The following is a 20,205-nucleotide window of genomic DNA, read 5'->3' as shown; positions in this document are numbered from 1 at the left end:
GCCCATTACACATTAACAAAATATAACATTATTTTTTAAGGCCTCTGCCGCTTTATTTTGCCATTTGTCCGTAATTCTCGTTACCATTTTCACACTTTATCGATTATCATTTGTTTTATTTCGAAGTTTGAACTGCCTTGGATTCTATTACCCTGCTCCAGCCAGACGACTGGCATGCACATTTACGTGATGGTTTAGCATTAAAACGTACTGTACCTGATTTGGCCAAACAATTTGCTCGTGCGATCTGTATGCCAAACCTTGTTCCACCTGTAAAAACTGTGGAAGAAGCATTGGCTTACCGTGAACGTATTCTTGCTCATGTTCCAGAGGGTCTTAACTTTGACCCACGTATGGTGCTTTATTTTACTGATTTCACCTCACCAGACGAAGTTCGTAAAATTAAAGAATCTGGACATGTAAATGCCATTAAACTTTATCCAGCGGGCGCGACCACTAACTCTGATAACGGTGTAAGTGACATTCGTAAAGTTTATGCGGTCATTGAGCAACTAGAAGAGCATCAAGTTCCGTTATTACTTCATGGTGAAGTGACTCATAACCACGTTGATATTTTTGACCGTGAAAAACGCTTCTTAGACGAAGTTTTATCACCGTTATTAAAACAGTTTCCAAAGCTTAAAGTGGTACTTGAACACATCACAACAAGCGATGCTGCGCACTTTGTTTTAGAACAAGATCGCAATGTCGCTGCAACGATTACGCCTCAGCATTTATTATTTAACCGTAATGATATGTTGGTTGGTGGTATTAAACCGCATTTCTATTGCTTGCCAATTTTAAAGCGTCAAACTCACCAGACCACTTTGCTTGAAGTTGCAACGAGCGGTAACCCTAAATTTTTCTTGGGTACAGATAGTGCTCCTCACTCGCAAAATGCAAAAGAAAATGCGTGTGGCTGTGCGGGCTGTTATAGTGCGCCTAATGCAATTGAACTTTATGCTCAAGCATTTGACCAAGTGGGTAAACTAGAACGTTTAGAAGGTTTTGCTAGCCACTTTGGCGCAGACTTCTACGGCCTACCACGTAATACTTCTACCATTACTTTGGTAAAAGAAGATAACCTCGTTCCAGAATCTTTTGATTATTTAGATGATCAAAAAATTATCCCGCTGCATGCCGGGAAAACGCTGCAATGGAGAAAAGTGTGACACAAGAAACCTCTGTCCCGGTCATTGGCCAACGTTTTCGTGGCTTCTTACCTGTTGTTGTTGACGTTGAAACGGCAGGTTTTAATGCCCAGACAGATGCATTGCTAGAAATTGCGTGCATTCCAATTGTGTATGATGCTCAGGGACAATTTGTCCCTGGTCCAGCATTTCATGCACATATTAACCCGTTTGAAGGGGCTAATCTCGATCGCCGTTCGCTAGATTTTATTGGTATTGATCCATTCAATCCAATGCGTATTGCAATGGCTGAAGATGAGCGCACTGCATTACGCCGTATTTTTAAATCGGTGAATGAAGTTCGTAAACAGCAACATTGTACACATGCCGTCTTAGTGGGCCACAATGCGCATTTTGACCTTGGTTTTGTGCAAGCAGCAATTGCACGTACAAGCACAAAAAACCAAAACCCATTCCATAGTTTTTCAGTGATGGATACGGTTACTTTAAGTGCTGTTATGTTTGGACAAACTGTGCTTGCTAAAGCCTGTATTCAAGCTGGAATTGAGTTCGATGGTAAAGAAGCACACTCTGCTTTGTACGATACTCAGAAGACTGCTGAACTGTTTTGCTATATTTTGAACAAACTGTCACCTTACCTCCTTGACAGTTTGGTGGCGGCTTCTTAAGATACCGCCATCCTCAACGTCCCTATCGTCTAGAGGCCTAGGACATCGCCCTTTCACGGCGGTAACCGGGGTTCGAATCCCCGTAGGGACGCCATATTCTTTCTATCTATAAAGAATCCTATCTCCAAATTATTTTATCTCACTTCAAATATCATTCATGAGATAAATTTCTTATTTTCAAAATCAAGAATTCAACTTTACTTCATCAATATGTTGAGTGGGTTGTAAACTTGGATCATCTATCTCAATAATTATTGCATCAGCAACTAACTTTGTTTTTGTTAAAACTGGTTCTATTGAAACTTGAGCTAATGAACTCGATGCAATATTAAAATCACTATGTATTTGTGCCAATTCTGGTGTTCGTTTATAGCGTATGACTTTAAAACCAGCTTCTTGAATTAAAGCATCTCGCTCTGCATCAAGGTTTTCTTTCCCCTTATGGCTAGAATCATCCAGTTCAACAATAGCAACTATATTAAATGCTTTATCCAACACAACAAAATCAGCAACTTTGCGATTAAATAAATTACGCGTCGCGTATCCTTGTGCTGTCATGAAAGCACTGAAAGCAACTTGCGCCAAAATAATATATTCAGGCAAAGCTTCCTTTAGTTTCATAAAAGTAGGTTGTTCATTCATAGTAATAATACGCTTTCCCTTAATTGGGTTACGTTTTGCATTTCTATTTTTGCTTTCCCCTTTCTTTAAAACATTTAAAATTGCCAATATCATAATGGCTATTAAAAATATACCAACAATCGCAAACATCGAATTTCCCCTAAATAAATATAAAAACTATTTTGATTTTCAAAAATACAATTAGAAACGGCTAGCTATAAATTATTTATTTGATTTTAAAGGCTATTGTTCTATGTATTTGATACTCTATTTTAGTCTGTAATTTATAATTATTTAAACTAATCAATTCTTGTTGTTTAATTTTTTGCCATTTGTATTTCCTAATAAAATACACTTGTACACATATATCACGGATCAGGTATTTCCTTTACATAGATTTACAATATAATAATTCTTATTTTTATACTGATATTTATTATCAAAAAGGTTTTAAATGGATCTTAAGCTTCGCCTCCTCTCCCTGAGCATCGCTCAACTATGCTGTATCTCAAGCGCTTTTGCAGAAACCAATAGTTCATCAACAACGCTTGCTACCATTAAGATTAAAGCCCAACAAGCTGCTGACCAAACTTATAAAGTCGATAGTTCAAGTAGCGCAATACGTAGTGAAGTCGCATTAAAAGATACGTCACAATCTGTCAGTGTAGTGACTCAAAAAGTAATTGAAGATATTGGCGCGACACGTTTGATTGAAGCACTTGATTTAGCTGGCGGTGTGACTCGTGCTAATAATTTTGGCGGCCAAGGGTTAACAGGCTTTAACCTTCGTGGTTTCACTAGCGGTGAATTTTATCGTAATGGATTCCCGATTAACCGTGGTTATCCAAATGCTCCAGATAGCAACACTATTGAACGTGTAGACGTTTTACGTGGACCCTCTTCTAGCTTATATGGTCGTGGTGACCCAGGTGGTACTTTCAACTTAATTTCTAAAACACCAAAGTCTGAGCAACAAACCACTTTGGGCGCGCAGCTTAACAGTGAAGGTTTATACCGCACCACGGTAGACACCACAGGTACTATCCCAAATGCCGAAAACATCGGTTATCGCCTAAATGTGATTGCAGAAGGCGGCGATAGTTATCGCGATCATGTCGAATCTAAACGTTATGGAATTGCACCAGTCATTCAATGGCAAGCTTCTGATGCAACCAAAGTTACTTTTGAAGCCGATATTTTACGAAATCAGCATCCGCTTGATCGTGGCCAAACACGCTATGCAGGCCAGAAGTCTTTTAATAGTTCACCCGAAACCTATTTATGGGAAACAGGTAAATACAACAACCGACTCTACAATGATAACAATATGACTCAATTACGAGTCGAGCACGACCTTGGTAATGACTGGAAGCTAAATGCTGGTGTGCAATATTTAAATGGCAAATTGCATGGCTATGCGGTAGAGGCAAATGGCATACAGGCTGATGGAGAAACTTTAAACCGAAATTACAACTATCGCGAATTAAAATGGCAAGATACCGATGCCCAAATTAATCTAACAGGTAATTTCCAACTTTTAGGTCTAGCTCATACTTTAGTGACAGGGCTTGAATATGAAAATTATGATTATAAGTCATATATTATTCGTTCAGATGCTAAGTCAAATAACTACCCGATCAATATTTATGATCCAGTTTTAGGCCAACCTCTCCCTGAACTTAAAAATATTACGACCCATGACCGCGAAAATTTAAAAACAACAGCCCTTTTTGTACAGGACCAAATCGATTTAAATAAGCGTTTAAGTGCACTGCTGGGTTTGCGTTTTGAGCACTACGAACATGATTACAAAAACCTATTACCGAATACGGCAAACTGGAATACCAGTCATGATGCATTTATTCCGCGTTTAGGTTTAGTTTTTAAAGCCCGTGATGACCTTTCAATCTATAGCAATGCTGCAAAATCTTTTAAACCTAACACTGATGCTAGCCGTAATGGAGAGGGATTTGACCCAGAGGAAGGCATGGCTTACGAGTTAGGCTTTAAATGGCAAACACTCGACAATATGCTATCGGTTGACTCTGCAATTTTTTATGCAAAAAAAGAAAATGTCTTAACTCTCGATCCTGTAGATTCAGCCTATAAAGTTGCTGCTGGCGAAGTTCGTAGCCGTGGTGTTGAGCTAAATGTTGCGGGACAAATCACTCCAGCTTGGAAAATTATTGGTGGATATGCCTATACAGATGCTGAAGTGACTAAAGACAATACTCTGCAAAAAGGAACCGCTTTAGCCAATATTCCAAAGAATAGTTTTAATCTTTTAAATATCTATGAATTTCAGGATGGCCCTTTACAAGGCTTAGGTTTGGGCATTAATCAAAAATATATTGATAAACGTGCAGGTCAAACAGCAAATAGTACTTACACCATGAAAGGTTATGCGGTTACAGATTTGGTTTCTTATTATCAGGCAACACCAAAACTTCGTATTAACTTAGATCTGAAAAATCTTTTTGACAAAGTTTATGATGAAAGCGCTTTTAATCTATATGCATATCCAGGTGAATCACGCACGGTTCAAGTGGGTATGAGTTATACGTTCTAAACTCTAAAGGCACCTAATAGACAGTCGTTTCACAGCGATAACCTAACTTAAAATCTCACTAGGGATATCAAATACTAAAAAGCCACTGCTTTTTTAAGGTAATGGCTTTTTATTCAGCTGCTCTTGTATAAAAACATAATTTATTGATTTATTAATATTTTTAAAAATTAAATGATGTCCTATACTAAAAATAGGTCAAAACTATAATTTGAAGATGACATGCAAATTCGATTATTTCACTTACAAAATTCACGCTCTCAACGCATTATTTGGTTTTTAGAAGAATTAGGATTCAACTATGAGCTCACTATTAAAGATCATTCAGGCATAGACAAAGATAAAAGCTCACCTCATCAATTATCAAAATTTCCAACTATCGAAATTATTGAACAAGGAAAGACTTCTATCTTAGCTGAAACCTCAGCAATCCTAGATTACCTATCTCATTTACACCCACAATTAGGTCCGAACAGCCTATTAAGCCAACAACTGCAAAATTTTTATTATTGGAAAAATTATTCTGAGGCGACATTCATTCCCGATTTGGTACTCAAACAAATCTTTCACCAAATTGCAGAACGCACGCCTTTTCCAATTCGTTTCGTCCCAAAGTTTTTAAAATATGGATTTGATCAAGGCTATCTCAACCAATCATTACAAAGACACATGAGCATGATTGATAAACATTTAGAGCACCACTTATGGTTTGCCGGAGATCAGTTTACTACTGCTGATATTTTGATGTGGTTTCCATTACTGGCTTGCTCACCAAATTACAGCCAATTTAAACATATACATCGTTATCTGGCTCAAATAGAAAACAGACCTGCCTTTAAAAATGCTTTAATTAAAGGACAATGGTCTGCTTCTATATTTAAAGCTTACTGGACTACGGCTTGGTAATTTATCTACGCAGACTTACGTGAATTCACTTGTCCTTGAATCACCGCTTTAATATTGCCTTTGGCATAATTTAAAAACACCACCAGTGGTGAAAGTTTTGGATTTGGTTTTTTACCCTTACCAATGGTTTTAAATTGAGCGGCATACCAAATAATTTCCATAATTGCCATCTTATCGACAAATGGTAAACCTGTTTTAATTGGTTTTACTGCATAGCGAACATCTTGTCCTGCAATTAAACGTTCTGCTAAATCAGTTTCTACTGCAAATGGACGAGCAATACCAATAAAGTCACATGCTCCACTTGCGAGTGCAGCATTCATGCCTTCTACAGTACGGAACCCACCTGTCACCATAAGCTTACACTTAACATGCTGACGGATTTTTTCAGCAAAATCTAAAAAATATGCTTCACGAGCAATCGTGCTTGCTTTACGTTTGTCGGCCTTAGCCCCAGCCATTGCTGGTGCCTCGTAAGTACCACCTGAAATTTCAATTAAATCGATACCAGCTTCATCCACTGCTTTAAACACTGAAATTACATCTTCTTCGCTAATACCGCCACGCTGGAAGTCAGCCGAGTTAAGCTTCACTGAAATGATAAAATTATCTGAAGTCGCTTCACGTACCGCTTTATAAACTTCTAGTAAAAAACGAGTACGATTTTCAACTGAACCGCCCCACTGATCTGTACGCTTATTAGTTAATGGCGATAAAAACTGACTAATTAAATAACCATGTGCACCGTGTAATTGCACCCCTTCAAAACCTGCTTTTTCACAGATGTGAGCTGCTGTCGCAAAACGTTTAATAATATCTAGAATTTCATCATGAGTAAGTTCACGTGGCGTTCCGAACATGGTTGCTAAAGCTGGACTAAAAGGTACCGCTGATGGCGCTACGGTTTCTTTATTTAAGCCTTTTGGACACTGACGACCTGGGTGCGACAATTGAATCAACTGCACCATGCCATATTTTTTACCTAATGCCGCCCATTCTTTTAAGCGCTCTAGATCACGTTCAGTTTCAATAACAACAACACCCGGTTCATTTTTTGCTCCGGCATTTACCATGACATTGCCAGTAATTGCACAGCCAAGCTCACCTTTTGCCCATGCACCATATAAACCCAGATGTAAGTCATTTGGCTGGCCCTCATAATTTGCAAGTGCTTCACTCATTGCACCTTTAATAATTCGGTTTTTAAAGGTGGTATTACGAATTGTGATGGGTTGAGCAATCTGGTTCATGGTTAACCTCTTTTTTTGAATTATAGAGCAATTACTCTAATTTAAATCAGTTATTGAGCGTGTCAAGACATAATCGATAACTGACAATAGCACATGTCAATTTTAAAGAACATAAAAATATGCAACTTTTTGCATTAGAAGTTTAACCAAAATTTATTTATATAAAACAGTTAATTAAAAAAATAGCTTTAAAGGAATGCTGTAATTAACTGCTTGGTATATTCACTTTGAGGCTTAGAAAATAAAAGTTCAGTTTCCTGATATTCAACAACTTTTGCATGACGTAATACCATCACTTTGTGGCAAAGTGCTTTTATTATATTGAGATCATGGCTAATGAAAATATAACTTAACTGCTCAATTTGCTGTAATTGTCTCAACAACTTGATCATGGCTTTTTGAGTGGTCCGATCTAACGCCGATGTAGGTTCATCCAGAATTAAAAGTTTCGGTTGCATCACCAAAGCTCTGGCTAAGGCGACACGTTGACGCTGTCCACCTGAAAGTTCATGTGGGTAACGATGTTGAAAATCTTCAGCTAATTCAACTTTTATCAACACAGATTCAATTTGCTGTTTGATCTCGCCATCATCCACAGCTTTTAACTTTAACCCTTCCGCAATAATCTGCCCTACTGTCATACGCGGGTTTAAACTACCAAAAGGGTCTTGGAATACAAGTTGAAAATCAGATCTCATCAAACGCAAAGCTTTTGGCCGTAACTGATTTAAATCTTGACCTAAAAAAACAATCTGCCCTTTGCTCTGAATAAGCTGAACCAAAGCGAGGGCTAAGGATGACTTACCAGCACCACTTTCACCAACTACCCCAAGCGATTCACCTTGAGCAAGATCAAAACTCAAATCTTCTATTGCGGTAAAATATCCTTGAATGCGATTTAAAATTCCTTTTCTTATAGGAAACTGCACGCTGAGCTGTCGAACTGATAAAACATTCTGTTGAGCCGGTCTAGATTCTACTTTTCCAAAATTATGATCTAATAATTCTGCTGTATAACTTGTTTTAGGATTTGCAAAGATTTGGCTCAGTTCACCTTGCTCTACTACACGCCCTCTTTGCAATACAATAAGTTTCTCAGCATAACGATGTACTAAATTGAGGTCATGGCTAATTAAAATAAGTGCCATTCCATATTTTGCTTGCAAAGATTTTAATAGCTCTAAAATCTGTATCTGCAAAACCACATCCAACGCAGTAGTAGGTTCATCAGCAATCAAAATTTTAGGCCGAAGCGCCAATGTCATCGCGATCATGACACGTTGTCTTTGCCCACCAGAAAGCTCATGAGGATAACGTTTTAACATTTGTTCTGGTTCAACAATTCCCACATCTTTTAATAGTTCAAATATTTGCTGTTGAACTTCAAGTTTTGAAAACCCAGATAAAAGAAGATTTTCCCCTATAATTTTTTCAACCCGATGGAGCGGATTTAATGCAGTAGCAGGTTCTTGAAAAATCATAGCGATTTGTCGACCACGTAAATTTGATTGAGCTCTTTCATCTAGCTCAAGCATATTTTGTGGACCAATCCAGACCTGCCCCGTTATTTCTAATTTATCTTGTAGCAACCCCATTATTGCTAAGCAGCTCATCGATTTACCTGAACCACTTTCGCCCACAACAGCCAGTGTTTCCCCTTCACTTAAGTAAAAATTCAGGTCATCTAATAAAATCTTTTGGTCTTTGGTTTGAACCGAAAGATGCTCTACTTTTAATAATGTTGAAGTGGTATTTAAATTATTTTCTTGGGTCAAAAGCATCACGCGCCGCCTCCCCAATATAAATTAAAAGTGAAAGAACAATCGCTAGACTAAAAAAGCCTGAAATTGCTAGCCATGGCGCATCTAAATTATTTTTACCTTGAAGCAATAATTCACCTAAAGAGGCCGCATCGGGTGGTAGTCCATATCCTAAAAAATCAAGAGCAGTTAAAGCGCTAATATTAGTTGTTAAAATAAATGGTAACTGAGACAAACTCGAACTGATCGCATTTGGCAAAATATGCCTAAAAATAATCGCACGATCAGTCACTCCCAAAACTTGGGCTGCACGAACGTAATCAAGCTGACGAGCTTTTAAAAATTCTGCCCTAACAATGCCCACCAAAACGGTCCAGCCGAAAAACAACATAATGAAAAATAGCCAATATACATTTGGAACAAACATACTGACTAAAATCATGACCATAAAAAGCATGGGTAAGCCATTCCAGACCTCAACCAAACGTTGTCCTAATAAATCTACCCAACCGCCATAGTAACCTTGTATGGCACCTACGGTAATTCCAAATAAAGCAGAACAAAAGGTTAAAGCTAAACCGAAAAGCAACGATACTCTTAAGCCATAAAGAATACGCGCAAGAACATCCCGTCCTTGATCATCTGTTCCCAACCAGTTTTGCTTGGAAGGTGGTGATGGCACAGGAACTGCCAAGTCTAAATTGGGCGTTTGATATGAAAATTGAATGAGGGGCCAAACTGCCCATCCTTTAGCAGCAATGAGCGCTTGTACAGCGGGGTCTTTATAATCCGCTTCTGTTTCAAACACTCCACCAAACGTCGTTTCCGGATAAGTTTTCAACACAGGCAAATAGTACGAATCTTTATACTTCACTAACAACGGTTTATCGTTAGCAATCAGCTCCGCGGCTAATGACAAAACCAAAATCAGACTAAATAAAATAAAGCTGGCCCAGCCCAATTTATGCTGTCTAAAACGCTGTAATCGTGTCCGCACAATCAAGGACATTATTTGCCTCCTTGCGCATCAAAGTGAATTCGTGGATCAATCCATTGGTACAACACATCACAAATGAGACGTAAAATCAGGCTAAATAGAGTAAAGAAAAATAAAACACCAAAAATAACAGGATAGTCGCGCTGAACAATGGCTTCAAACCCCAACAAACCCACCCCATCTAGGTGAAAGATAATTTCTACAAACAGGTTACCCACAAAGAAAATGCCCGCTAACGCTTCTGGCAACCCTGCGAGCACAACTAAAATAGCATTACGAAAGACATGCTTATATAAGACCTGTTGGCTGTTCAAACCTTTTGCATAGGCTGCCAAAACGTAGTGTTTATTGAGTTCTTCTAAAAATGAGTATTTAGTTAAATAAGTTAAACTGGCAAAACCACCTAATACCATGGTAATCAGTGGTAAAGTCATATGCCATAAATAATCGGTAACTTTGCCCCAGAAACTAAGTTGATGGAAGTTATCTGATACTAAGTTTTGTAATGGAAACCATTGAAAATAAGACCCACCTGCAAAAAAAACAACTAACAAAATCGCAAATACAAAACTTGGTACAGCATACCCCACCACAAGCACTAAAGAAGTGGATCGATCAAACCAAGAGCCCTGCTGCTTTGCCTTTTTAATTCCCAGAGGAATAGAAATGAGGTAAATCAGCAAAGTACTCACCAGCCCAAGTGAAATGGAAACAGGCATTTTTTCCCACAACAATTGCACAACCGGTTTATCTTTAAAGAAACTTTGTCCAAAATCTAAAGTTAAATAGCCTTTTAACATTAGAAAAAATCGTTCAGGGGCAGAACGATCAAAGCCGTACTGAGCCTTAATTTGCTCAACCATTTCAGGGCTTAAACCTTGAGCACCTTGATAATAAGTTTCTGCACTCAATGCACGACCAATTCCCAAATCGCTTTGTGCCTGATGTATTGCTTGCTCAACTGGCCCACCCGGTGCAATTTGCACAACCACAAAGTTAATCAATAGAATGACAAACAATGTGGGAATCATTAAAAGAAGTCGCTTGAGAATATATGAACCCATATAACAGGATTTCCTTTATGGCTGGTGCTTTTTATTGTTGATGTAGATATTTGGCAACTTTTTTGGCTTTGTTTGTATCACTCCACCAATATTCTATCCCAGAAGAAAGTGCTGGTTTAACTTTAGGTTGTTGATACATATTCCAATAAGCATACCAGTTTTCACCTTTACCATAAGTTGGGATTTGATAATAACCAGCTCTAAGCAATCGATCGAGAATGCGAGTATAAATAATCTGTTGTTCACGACTTTTACTCGCAACGAGTTTTGAAATCACTTGATCAATCACTGGATTGCGAATTCCAGCATAATTGTAATTTCCATCCTGAGCTGCGGCTACACTCCCCCAAAACTGAGTTTGTTCATTTCCCGGATTTAGAGATTGCGGCAAATTCATTGTGGTAATATCAAAATCGTAACGGCGAGTCCGTTCTAAATATTGCGGAGCATCAACCTGACGCAAATTAACTGCAATGCCCAATTTTTTTAAGTTACGAATAAAAGGTAGAAGTGTTCGTTGTTTACCATCTTGCTGAATTAAAAATTCGAGCTGAACTTTCTTTCCCTCAGGCGTAAATAGCTGCCCTTCTTTAACTTTATAGCCAGCTTGTATCAGTAATTGCCGTGCAGTTAACAAATTCTGACGGTTAAATCCACTCGCATCTGACACTGGGTATTTCCAGTTTGCTAAAACACCTTGCTGCATGATTGGAGATAACTTAGGCAATAACGGCTTTAACAACTCTAATTCAGTTTTTGAAGGTCGGTCTGTTGCTGCTAATACACTATTTTCAAAATAACTTTGTAGGCGCTGATATTGTCCATAAAACAAAGCTTTATTTTGCCATTCAAAGTCATACGCATAGGTTAAAGCTTGTCTAAAACGAATATCATTTAAAGGTTTTCGTCGCGTATTAAAAACATAGCTTTCAGTGGCGATAGGATTATGATGACGAAACTTATATTGAGTAACCAACCCTGCTTTTACGGCTAGAAAACGGTAATCTGTTATCCATTTTTTAGGATTAGTTTCTTCATGCAAAGTGTATTGCCCAGATTTAAATCCTTCAAAAGCAATATCCCAATTTCGATAATAAACATATCTCAAGCGGTCAAAGTTATAACGCCCCTTATTAATAGGTAAATCTTTTGCCCAATAATTCGGGTTTCGTTTATAACTAATGCTTCTGCCCGGATCAACTCGTTCAACCACGTAAGGCCCCGAACCAATAATCGGTTGTAGGGTAATTCGGCTAAAATCTTTTTTTTGCCAATCTGCTTTTGAATAAATGGGTAAGGTTGCCAAAATAAATGGCATTTTAGGGTTATGTGTAGACTTAAAACTAAACTTTACTTGATAGGCGTTTATTATTTCTGTTTTTGCTAAATCAGCAAGGTACATTTGCAAACCTAAATTAGATTTAGTCTGATAAGCATCAAAACTAAATTTAACATCTGCCGCAGTGACTGGCTGCCCATTACTAAAACGCGCTTTAGGGTTTAAATAAAAAGTCACTGATTGTGTTTTTTCTGGGTCATAACTCACTTTCTGAGCCAAAAGCGGATATAAAACTCCAACCTCATCAAGTGATTGGGTCATTAAAGTATCAAAAAGATAATTCACGCCTTCTGTAGCATTCCCCTTCCCATTCATACTATTAAAGTTATCAAAAGTCCCTTGAGCTGCCTGACTTAATAGACCACCTTTAGGTGCATTAGGGTTTGCATATGGCATAGCCATCATTTCTAAATACTTAGGCTTAGAATGAATCGCTATATATGAAGTGGTTTGCTGTGCAGAAAAAACACTATGGGAAATGACACTGAGCCCGACTAGCAGGCTCAGTTGAAAATTTAATGTATGCATAAATGACTAATTATTTTACAAATTAGGCACTTTAATCACATCACCAATGCGAAGCTGAGTAGAAGGCGCTAAATTATTCAGCTCAGCCAAGAAATTGGTTTCTAAACCATATTTACTCGCAAGGCCGATCAAGGTGTCGCCACGCTTCACCTTGTATTCCACCACAGTTTTTGGAATCACAATATTTTGACCACGTTGTAAATTAGCATTTGCTTTTAATGCATTCATTTCAGCCAGTTCACGCACTGAAATACCCGTACGGCTCGCAATACTATTTAAAGACTCACCAGATTTAACAGTATATCTTTCAGTATTTTTACCAGCCGCAACTGTTTTAGTTGAAGACTTAGTATCTACTTTAGCTGTTTCAACTGTAGGTACATCACCCGTTAGCTTTAAGCGTTGTCCTATACGAATGCTACTGGTGCGTGAAAGACCATTTAATGAAGCAAGGTAATCTAGCTGCAAGTGGTAGCGATTAGCGATATTACCTAAGCTATCACCAGATTTAACCGTATAAGTTTCTGGCGTTTCTTCTTTAGTATTTTTGGAAGATTTAGTTGGTGCTTCTTCAACTGTACCTGTTAGTTTTAAGCGTTGACCAACACGCAAGCCAGCAGTACGAGACAAACCGTTTAGGTCAGCCAAATAGCTTGTTTGCAAATTATATTTACTTGCAATCGCATTTAAACTATCACCCGACTGTACAACGTATTGTTCTGGAACACTTAAGCCCGCTGGGACCTTTAAAGTTTGACCAAGCTGTACATAGCTATTTGCTTTTAAATTATTTAGCTCAGCCAACTCAGCTAGGCTAATTTTTGATTTAGTTGCGATACTCGATAAAGTATCACCACGCTGTACTTTATAGCTTTCTGTTTTATAAGAAACACTTTGCGTCGCTTTCTCAGATTTACTAGAAGCCTTAGTTTCAGCAACTTCATCTACAGAAATATCTTGTGTAGGCACATTAATTTTTTGGCCTACCATTAAGTTACTGCCCGCAGTTAACCCCGGAGTTAATTCAGCAAGTTCCTGATTCGAGAGCGCATAACGATCTGCAATTAATTTAAGGTATTCACCGCGCTTCACAGTATAGCTTTTAGTTGCTATACGCTTTGCACTTGCCTGAACTGCTTTAGGTTCCGCTTTAGCACTTGAGCGACTATTCTTTGGTTCTTTTAACTGTAGTTTTTGCCCTACAAATAATCCATCTGTCACTGATAAATCGTTATATTCAGCCAATTGTCTTACTGACAAATTAAACTGATTTGCGACACCGCTTAAGCTATCGTTAGCCTGAACGACATATACATCTGGTTTAGCTGTGCTTTTTGAAGTCGTTTGAGTTTCTTGTGGCTTAGCGTCATAAAGATAAAGCGTTGAACCAACATATAATGTCTTTTCTGGATCAATCTGGTTCCACTTAGCAACATCGCGCCAGTTTACGCCGTTTTTCATCGCAATAACGGCTAAAGTATCACCCGGTAAAACTGTATAGGTGCTGCGTTTGCCTTTTGGCTGCACAACCACTACATCTGTATCTGTTTTAATATAAGGTTTGTCTTTATTGCGACGCCCATCTTCAGAGTTAGCAACAGTCACGTCTTCAGCTAAAGTTTTTGGATATGCAAAACCTTTACTTACTTCTTTACCTTGTTGCTCTGCAACTGACTGGCTTGTTTGAATCGCAGTTAACTTAATTTTGCCATCATAAGGATCAACAATTTCTGTTCCTTGTGGTGCAATAGCTTTTAACTCGGCAACTACTTGGTCTTTTTCAGCCTGCGTTGGTTGTGGCTCTAAAGCTTGTTGAACTGTTTCTTTCTCACCTTCAGCTCGAACTGCCGCTAAAATCTTTTCACGTTCTGCAGCCGAGATTGGTGGCTCTGTCTTCACTTGCTTAATATTTGCCGCAGGTGTCACAGCAACAGGAATACGTGGAGCACTTGGTACATCAGCCGAAGCTGCAAACGCAGCTAAAGCATCAGACCCACGAGGAGTTGAAGTTTTTACCGTGGTAGAGCTACTCGTTGTTCTACTAGGTGTTGACGGTTTAACTGGTTGAACCTGATTTGCAGGCGTAGTTTTAATTGTCACAGATGTTGAAGCACTTACATCTGGCTTAGATGGTGAAGTCACATTTGCCCACCAACCTGAACCACCGCCAGACTTCATACCTTTTAATTTATTATCAATTGAAGGACTTAAATCTGCTGGAATCAAGATACGCATTGGACTTGCAGGATCCACCATCTCACCACGATATCCTGGGTTTAATGCATAGAGTTCCGAACGGCTTAATCCAGCTACAGAAGCAATTTCATTTAAAGATAAAGGTGCAGATAAAGTTACTTCACGGAAATGGGGTCTATTTGCAATTGGTGGTAAAGAAATACCGTAAGCTTTTGGATTTTTAATAATTTGGGCAACAGCCAAGAAACGCGGAACATAGTTCATGGTTTCTTGAGGTAATTTTAAAGACCAATAATCAGTTGGTAAACCTGCTGCCTGATTTCGGTTAATTGCTTGTTGAATACGTCCTGGTCCAGCGTTATAAGCCGCTAAAGCAAGCTCCCAAGAACCGAATTGGTTATATAAGCTTCCTAAAAACTCGTAGGCAGCACGAGTCGACTCAACAACATCTCGACGGCCATCATACATACTTGTTTGTTTTAAGCCATAAATGCGGCCAGTACTCGGAATAAACTGCCATAAACCTGCTGCTGCGGCGCTACTAGTTGCAGCTGGGTCATATGAACTTTCAATTACAGGTAATAATGCAAGCTCTGTCGGCAAACCACGGCGTTCAGCTTCTTTAACTGTATGGTACAAGTAACGACTTGCACGGGCACTTAAACGATCAAGATAAGGCTGACGAGAAATAAACCAACTACGCTGAGCTTCAATGCGTGAATCCCAATGGTTCAAATCCATTTTGAAACCAACAGACATACGTTTCCAGACATCACCGTGCTTTAAAATAAGCAGACGGTCACCCTCTACAGCACGCATATCAGTTGCTGAAAGTAAGTCTTCTAATGAATCAAGACTACTCGCATCTAAATAACCTGCACCACTGACCTGTTTCGATTTTGAGGTTTTTGCAGATTGCGGAGTCGATGAACAGCCTGTTGTAATACCCAACGCAGCTAACGCAGAGCTAAGTACGGTAATTTTAAACAATGATGCTGCAGATGGCTGCCACACAAATGTGGTTGGTTTATACATAAAAACTTCCAAACAACTCGCGTAATATTTTTTGGGGTCTGCCCACAAACCCTAGGTCTTCGATGCCATTGTAGTAAAGCATGCAAGATAGACAAGGCAATAATTTAATGTCATTTGCATGGAAATGTTACAAGAAATTAAAAAAACCTTGCTTTGATACGATGGAACCGAACTTTTTGCGTATACAATACACCATATTCAATTCTTTTTCTTTTAGTTTAGGTTTCGATTTATGTCTCAAACAATCACACTGTATGTTGATGGTGCATGTCGTGGCAATCCAGGTTTAGGTGGTTGGGGCGCATATGTCATTACCGAGCAGGGTGAACATAAATTATTTGGCGGTGAGCCAGATACGACCAATAACCGTATGGAACTCACTGCTGCCATTGAAGGTATTTCATTTTGCCCAGCCGATGCACATTTGATTATCTGGACAGATTCAAATTATGTGAAGCAAGGTATTACTGAGTGGATTCATGGTTGGAAAAAGAAAAACTGGAAAGATGTAAAAAATCCTGACCTTTGGCAGAAATTAGATGCTGTATGTGCAGGTAGAAATATTGAGTGGAACTGGATTAAAGGCCATGCAGGACATCCAGGCAATGAAATGGCAGACCAGCTTGCTAATTTAGGTGCAGACAAAACTGCGAAAGAACTCAAGCAACCACAGTCTGCCACTGTATCGCAAGATATAAAAAAGCCTGAACAGGACTGGTTGCTAGATGACCCTTTCGGGTTTGATCTGGCTGACGCAACTGAAGAAGTTGAGGTGATTGAAGTAACCGAAGAAATTATTGAAGTTGAAACTGCCGAACAAGAAAGTAAGCAGCCAACCAATAACATTCATCCTCAAATCGTTGTGACCGAAGCCAAATTAAAATTACAAGGTCCTCGACAACTCATTCTCGATACGGAAACTACTGGTTTTTATTTCCAAGATGGCGACCGCATTATTGAGGTGGGCGCGATTGAGATGATTAACCGTAAACTTACGGGTAGTTCGATTCATATTTATATTAACCCACAAAAACCAGTGGGAGACTCAGAAAACATCCACGGGATCAGTGATGATTTCTTAAAAGATAAACCGCTCTATGCGGACATTGCTGACACCTTATTTGATTATCTCAAAGGTGCAGAGATTATTGCCCATAACGCGACCTTCGATATGAACTTCCTCGATATGGAGTTTAAACGCGTTGGGCTTCCTGCACTTTCTGAAGTATGTGAGGTAACGGATACTTTAGCTTTAGCGAAAAACAAACATCCGGGACAAAAAAACTCCCTTGATGCGCTTGTAAGACGTTATGAAATTCCAGCACGTGACCGTACTTTCCACGGCGCATTACTCGATGCTGAAATTCTTGCTGATGTTTACTTGGCAATGACTGGTGGTCAGGTTTCTTTTGATATAGATGCCTTATCTCAGAGTGAAAATAGCCAGCAAACAACCAATAGAAGCAGAGTTCAAATTGATCTCCCTGTAATTTACCCTTCAGATGAAGAGTTAAATACACATGAGACTTGGGTCAAAGAATATGAGGAAAAACACGGAGAACCTTGCCTTTTTGCAAAATAAATTTTTGATTCTTTAGTGTTTTTAGCTTTTCCCCTTTGCAAGTTAAGTTATATTAGTCACATAGATTTTTAGCTCAAATTATTGAGCACTACGAATATAACAATTGATTTTTTGCAAAGGGGAACGTTTATGTCTGAGCATACGTCGATTCATTTCGATCCAACAGCTTTACTCATCATTAAACATGAAATTGATCGTTCAATAAAACTGGTTGAAGGTGCAGTAAGTACCTTAATTGAAGAACAAACCCTCCCTTTTGGTATTGATGATGCATTAGAACAGTTTAAGCAATGCACTCAAGTTCTACGCTTAATTGATGTTCCTTATCTTGCAAAAATCACTCAATATTCGACTGAGTTGATGCAAAAAATTATTGCGAATCCAGCCCAAATTAATACGGATGATGTGGTTGCCCTAAGCGAAGGCACGACCATGGTAAAGCGTTATATTGAATTTATCTGTTTGCGTGAAATACAAGTTCCACAATTTCTCCTTACGACTTTAAATAATTTAGAATTAGCTTTAAATAAGCCACTGACTACATCAGGACAAGCTATTGTCCCTTTACTTGCAAATACTTCGCTTGAATTGCCGTTGCCTGAAATATTAATTAAGGAAAAAACTCAATTCATCCATCAACTATATAAACTATCTCTACACCAATTTTTAAAAAAGACAGCATCAGCTCAGAATTTTCAAGCCTTTAAACTTATTGCAACCTATTTGGTCAGCATAGCGAACACTCAGCCAAGCCAAAAGTATTGGCAGCTCGTCAATTATGCTTTTAACCATATTGATAACCTACTTTTAAATGATTCACGCCTACGTGTACTGATTAATATTGAAAGTCATATTGCTCTATTTTTGGCAGCACCCGAAAGTTTTGAACCTAATTTAGCGGCATTCGCAGATATTTTAAGTATTGTCATCGCTCAAGAAGATGAGATTGCTCACCATATTCGTAGCCAACTTCATATTGGTGATGAAACTCCAACTGACACTCAATTACTCGTTTTAAGTCGTCATCTTTTTGGTCCTGACTTCGACACTATGCATACAGTCAGCCAATTAATCTTGGATGAAATGAATAAGGTACGAAACGATATTGAATACAACTACCAAAATATGTCACCTGAAAAAGCACAGCAACTACAAGCGAATCTTTTACAACTGGCTCATACCTTTAAACTCCTAAACCTTGATGAAGCCTCATCTGCGCTTTCTCAACAAGCCAGCAGTTTAAGTCAACTTAACATTTTAAGTGACGAAAACTATGCTCAGCAGCTGATGAACAGCATTTTATCTGCCATGAACTCAATTGGTATTTTGGTACGCAATTACACGTCAAATCGTCTACAACTTAGCGTGAATAATACGGCTATTTCTTTAGATCGTCTTGATGAAGCTCATCAAGCCTTGCTTACCGAAACAAAAAATTTAATTGATTTTATCTGCCAAAGTCTTAGCTTATACGCTAATGACCAGACACAAAATATTGAAGCCATTGCAGGTTCATTAAAAGAGTTAGCGGGTGCAGCCGAATTTTTAGGAAGCACGACTCAACAACATGCTTTACTCCAAACTGCCCAATTTGTTCAAGAGCAACTTGAACAAAACCAGCCTTTTAATACAGACCAAATTCACTGTATTTTTAACGTATTGGCAGGCATTGACATGTTAGTTGACAATTTAAAAAATAAACAACCTGTTCTACAATCCATGTTTAATGTAGCATTGTCGAGTAGTCAACAACTTCAAAAAAAGGCAGCTTAATGTCTGAATTATCACTTGCTTATATTTTCCATCATCAACAATTACTGGTTGACCAGAATCTCCAACTACCCAAAGTAGAAAAGTTAGCAAGTGATTTACTTTTCACTCATGATGAGCAAGTCATTGCACGTGACTTGCTTGCTGAGGAATCTATCCCCGAAGGCTTACAACTTGTTCCAATTCGCCAGCTTATTACCAGCTGGTCGAAAGAACAGTTTTTGCAAGCGAGCCGTGCTGTTCAATTACTTGAATGGCGACGTAACCATAAGTTTTGTAGCCACTGTGGACATCCGACAGAAGTTCATCCAACCGAATATGCAATGGTATGCCCTTCTTGTCGCTACCACCAGTATCCTCGTGTAAACCCTTGCATTATTACCGTCATCACTCGTGGTGATGATGAAATCTTGCTGGCTAAATCAGTCCATAACAAAACTAATATGTATGGTTTGATTGCAGGTTTTGTTGAGGTAGGCGAAACACTTGAAGAAGCAGTACAACGTGAAGCCTTTGAAGAAGTAGGTTTAAAACTCAAAAATATTCAATATATGTCAAGTCAGCCTTGGCCATTCCCAAGTAACCTTATGGTGGCATTTCGGGCAGAATATGAGTCGGGTGAAATTAAGCTTCAAGAAGAAGAAATTGCAGATGCACAATTCTTCAAAATTGATCAATTACCTGAGATTCCGTTTAAAGGAAGTATTGCTCATTCAATGATTATGCAGATTACCCAAGCCAGATAATCTGCCGTGTTTTAAACGAAACTCTC

General features: G+C 38.6%; 14 protein-coding genes and 1 tRNA gene. 8 read left to right on the top strand and 7 right to left on the bottom strand.

The genetic code is table 11. The annotated features are described in order from the left end of the window. Positions 1–137: 137 nt before the first annotated feature. The 3 genes from pyrC to HJG58_RS11450 all read left to right on the top strand — a co-directional run bounded on the left by pyrC (position 138) and on the right by HJG58_RS11450 (position 1,913). The gene (gene pyrC / locus HJG58_RS11460; RefSeq protein WP_005070491.1) at positions 138–1,172 is read left to right on the top strand and encodes a dihydroorotase; all 1,035 of its coding nucleotides are present in this window, start codon (positions 138–140) and stop codon (positions 1,170–1,172) included. After that, a complete protein-coding gene (gene rnt / locus HJG58_RS11455; protein ID WP_002117536.1) occupies positions 1,157–1,819 on the top strand; it encodes a ribonuclease T in 663 nt (220 codons plus the stop codon). Before pyrC ends, rnt begins: the two co-directional genes overlap by 16 nt. Positions 1,820–1,837: 18 nt before the next feature. After that, positions 1,838–1,913, top strand: a tRNA-Glu gene (locus HJG58_RS11450). Positions 1,914–2,002: 89 nt separating this feature from the next. Here the strand turns inward: HJG58_RS11450 and HJG58_RS11445 are convergent. Next, complete coding sequence (locus tag HJG58_RS11445) at positions 2,003–2,590, bottom strand: DUF2726 domain-containing protein (RefSeq protein ID WP_170248943.1); 588 nt, start codon at positions 2,588–2,590, stop codon at positions 2,003–2,005. A gap of 304 nt (positions 2,591–2,894) precedes the next feature. On the opposite strand from HJG58_RS11445, the gene HJG58_RS11440 reads away from it, so the two are divergent. Next, a complete protein-coding gene (locus HJG58_RS11440) occupies positions 2,895–5,009 on the top strand; it encodes a TonB-dependent siderophore receptor (protein WP_170248942.1) in 2,115 nt (704 codons plus the stop codon). A gap of 219 nt (positions 5,010–5,228) precedes the next feature. Then, positions 5,229–5,912 carry a glutathione binding-like protein gene (locus HJG58_RS11435; RefSeq protein WP_170248940.1) on the top strand — a complete coding sequence of 228 codons (684 nt, stop codon included), beginning with the start codon at positions 5,229–5,231 and terminating at the stop codon, positions 5,910–5,912. Positions 5,913–5,917: 5 nt separating this feature from the next. Here the strand turns inward: HJG58_RS11435 and HJG58_RS11430 are convergent, their stop codons facing one another. The 6 genes from HJG58_RS11430 to HJG58_RS11405 all read right to left on the bottom strand — a co-directional run bounded on the left by HJG58_RS11430 (position 5,918) and on the right by HJG58_RS11405 (position 16,081). After that, positions 5,918–7,162, bottom strand: a complete 1,245-nt coding sequence (locus tag HJG58_RS11430; protein ID WP_170248938.1) for an NADH:flavin oxidoreductase/NADH oxidase family protein — start codon at positions 7,160–7,162, stop codon at positions 5,918–5,920. 188 nt (positions 7,163–7,350) lie between these two features. Next, positions 7,351–8,943: an ABC transporter ATP-binding protein gene (locus tag HJG58_RS11425; RefSeq protein ID WP_171545277.1), complete on the bottom strand. Its 1,593-nt coding sequence runs from the start codon at positions 8,941–8,943 to the stop codon at positions 7,351–7,353. Continuing rightward, positions 8,921–9,931, bottom strand: coding sequence for an ABC transporter permease (locus HJG58_RS11420; RefSeq protein ID WP_170248936.1), 1,011 nt, complete (start codon positions 9,929–9,931; stop codon positions 8,921–8,923). The genes HJG58_RS11425 and HJG58_RS11420 overlap by 23 nt, the downstream gene beginning before the upstream one ends. Further along, positions 9,931–10,983 carry a microcin C ABC transporter permease YejB gene (locus HJG58_RS11415; RefSeq protein WP_216076566.1) on the bottom strand — a complete coding sequence of 351 codons (1,053 nt, stop codon included), beginning with the start codon at positions 10,981–10,983 and terminating at the stop codon, positions 9,931–9,933. The genes HJG58_RS11420 and HJG58_RS11415 overlap by 1 nt, the downstream gene beginning before the upstream one ends. 31 nt (positions 10,984–11,014) lie before the next feature. Beyond that, positions 11,015–12,850, bottom strand: a complete 1,836-nt coding sequence (locus tag HJG58_RS11410) for an extracellular solute-binding protein (RefSeq protein ID WP_216076565.1) — start codon at positions 12,848–12,850, stop codon at positions 11,015–11,017. Positions 12,851–12,865: 15 nt separating this feature from the next. After that, positions 12,866–16,081, bottom strand: coding sequence for a lytic transglycosylase (locus HJG58_RS11405; protein WP_170248935.1), 3,216 nt, complete (start codon positions 16,079–16,081; stop codon positions 12,866–12,868). A 232-nt stretch (positions 16,082–16,313) separates the two neighbouring features. Between HJG58_RS11405 and dnaQ the strand changes: the two genes are divergently transcribed. From dnaQ to nudC, 3 genes are all read left to right on the top strand, one after another. After that, a complete protein-coding gene (gene dnaQ, locus HJG58_RS11400; protein WP_170248934.1) occupies positions 16,314–17,663 on the top strand; it encodes a DNA polymerase III subunit epsilon in 1,350 nt (449 codons plus the stop codon). Positions 17,664–17,792: 129 nt separating this feature from the next. Beyond that, positions 17,793–19,436, top strand: a complete 1,644-nt coding sequence (locus HJG58_RS11395) for a chemotaxis protein (RefSeq protein WP_170248933.1) — start codon at positions 17,793–17,795, stop codon at positions 19,434–19,436. Beyond that, entirely contained in the window at positions 19,436–20,179 is a 744-nt protein-coding gene (gene nudC / locus HJG58_RS11390) for an NAD(+) diphosphatase (RefSeq protein WP_108008597.1), read from the top strand. The genes HJG58_RS11395 and nudC overlap by 1 nt, the downstream gene beginning before the upstream one ends. The last annotated feature ends 26 nt before the right edge of the window (positions 20,180–20,205 follow it).

The sequence above is a fragment of the Acinetobacter geminorum genome (assembly GCF_013009345.1).
Classification (GTDB): Bacteria; Pseudomonadota; Gammaproteobacteria; order Pseudomonadales; family Moraxellaceae; genus Acinetobacter; species Acinetobacter geminorum.
The sequence above is the reverse complement of the archived record's forward strand: the minus strand, read 5'-3'. Positions and strand labels throughout refer to the sequence as shown.

Coding starts and splice junctions, on each gene's coding strand:
- rnt (WP_002117536.1), top strand. CDS start 1,157: ATGGAGAAAAGTGTGACACAAGAAACCTCTGTCCCGGTCATTGGCCAA.
- HJG58_RS11445 (WP_170248943.1), bottom strand. CDS start 2,590: ATGTTTGCGATTGTTGGTATATTTTTAATAGCCATTATGATATTGGCA.
- HJG58_RS11440 (WP_170248942.1), top strand. CDS start 2,895: ATGGATCTTAAGCTTCGCCTCCTCTCCCTGAGCATCGCTCAACTATGC.
- HJG58_RS11435 (WP_170248940.1), top strand. CDS start 5,229: ATGCAAATTCGATTATTTCACTTACAAAATTCACGCTCTCAACGCATT.
- HJG58_RS11430 (WP_170248938.1), bottom strand. CDS start 7,162: ATGAACCAGATTGCTCAACCCATCACAATTCGTAATACCACCTTTAAA.
- HJG58_RS11425 (WP_171545277.1), bottom strand. CDS start 8,943: ATGCTTTTGACCCAAGAAAATAATTTAAATACCACTTCAACATTATTA.
- HJG58_RS11420 (WP_170248936.1), bottom strand. CDS start 9,931: ATGTCCTTGATTGTGCGGACACGATTACAGCGTTTTAGACAGCATAAA.
- HJG58_RS11415 (WP_216076566.1), bottom strand. CDS start 10,983: ATGGGTTCATATATTCTCAAGCGACTTCTTTTAATGATTCCCACATTG.
- HJG58_RS11410 (WP_216076565.1), bottom strand. CDS start 12,850: ATGCATACATTAAATTTTCAACTGAGCCTGCTAGTCGGGCTCAGTGTC.
- HJG58_RS11405 (WP_170248935.1), bottom strand. CDS start 16,081: ATGTATAAACCAACCACATTTGTGTGGCAGCCATCTGCAGCATCATTG.
- dnaQ (WP_170248934.1), top strand. CDS start 16,314: ATGTCTCAAACAATCACACTGTATGTTGATGGTGCATGTCGTGGCAAT.
- HJG58_RS11395 (WP_170248933.1), top strand. CDS start 17,793: ATGTCTGAGCATACGTCGATTCATTTCGATCCAACAGCTTTACTCATC.
- nudC (WP_108008597.1), top strand. CDS start 19,436: ATGTCTGAATTATCACTTGCTTATATTTTCCATCATCAACAATTACTG.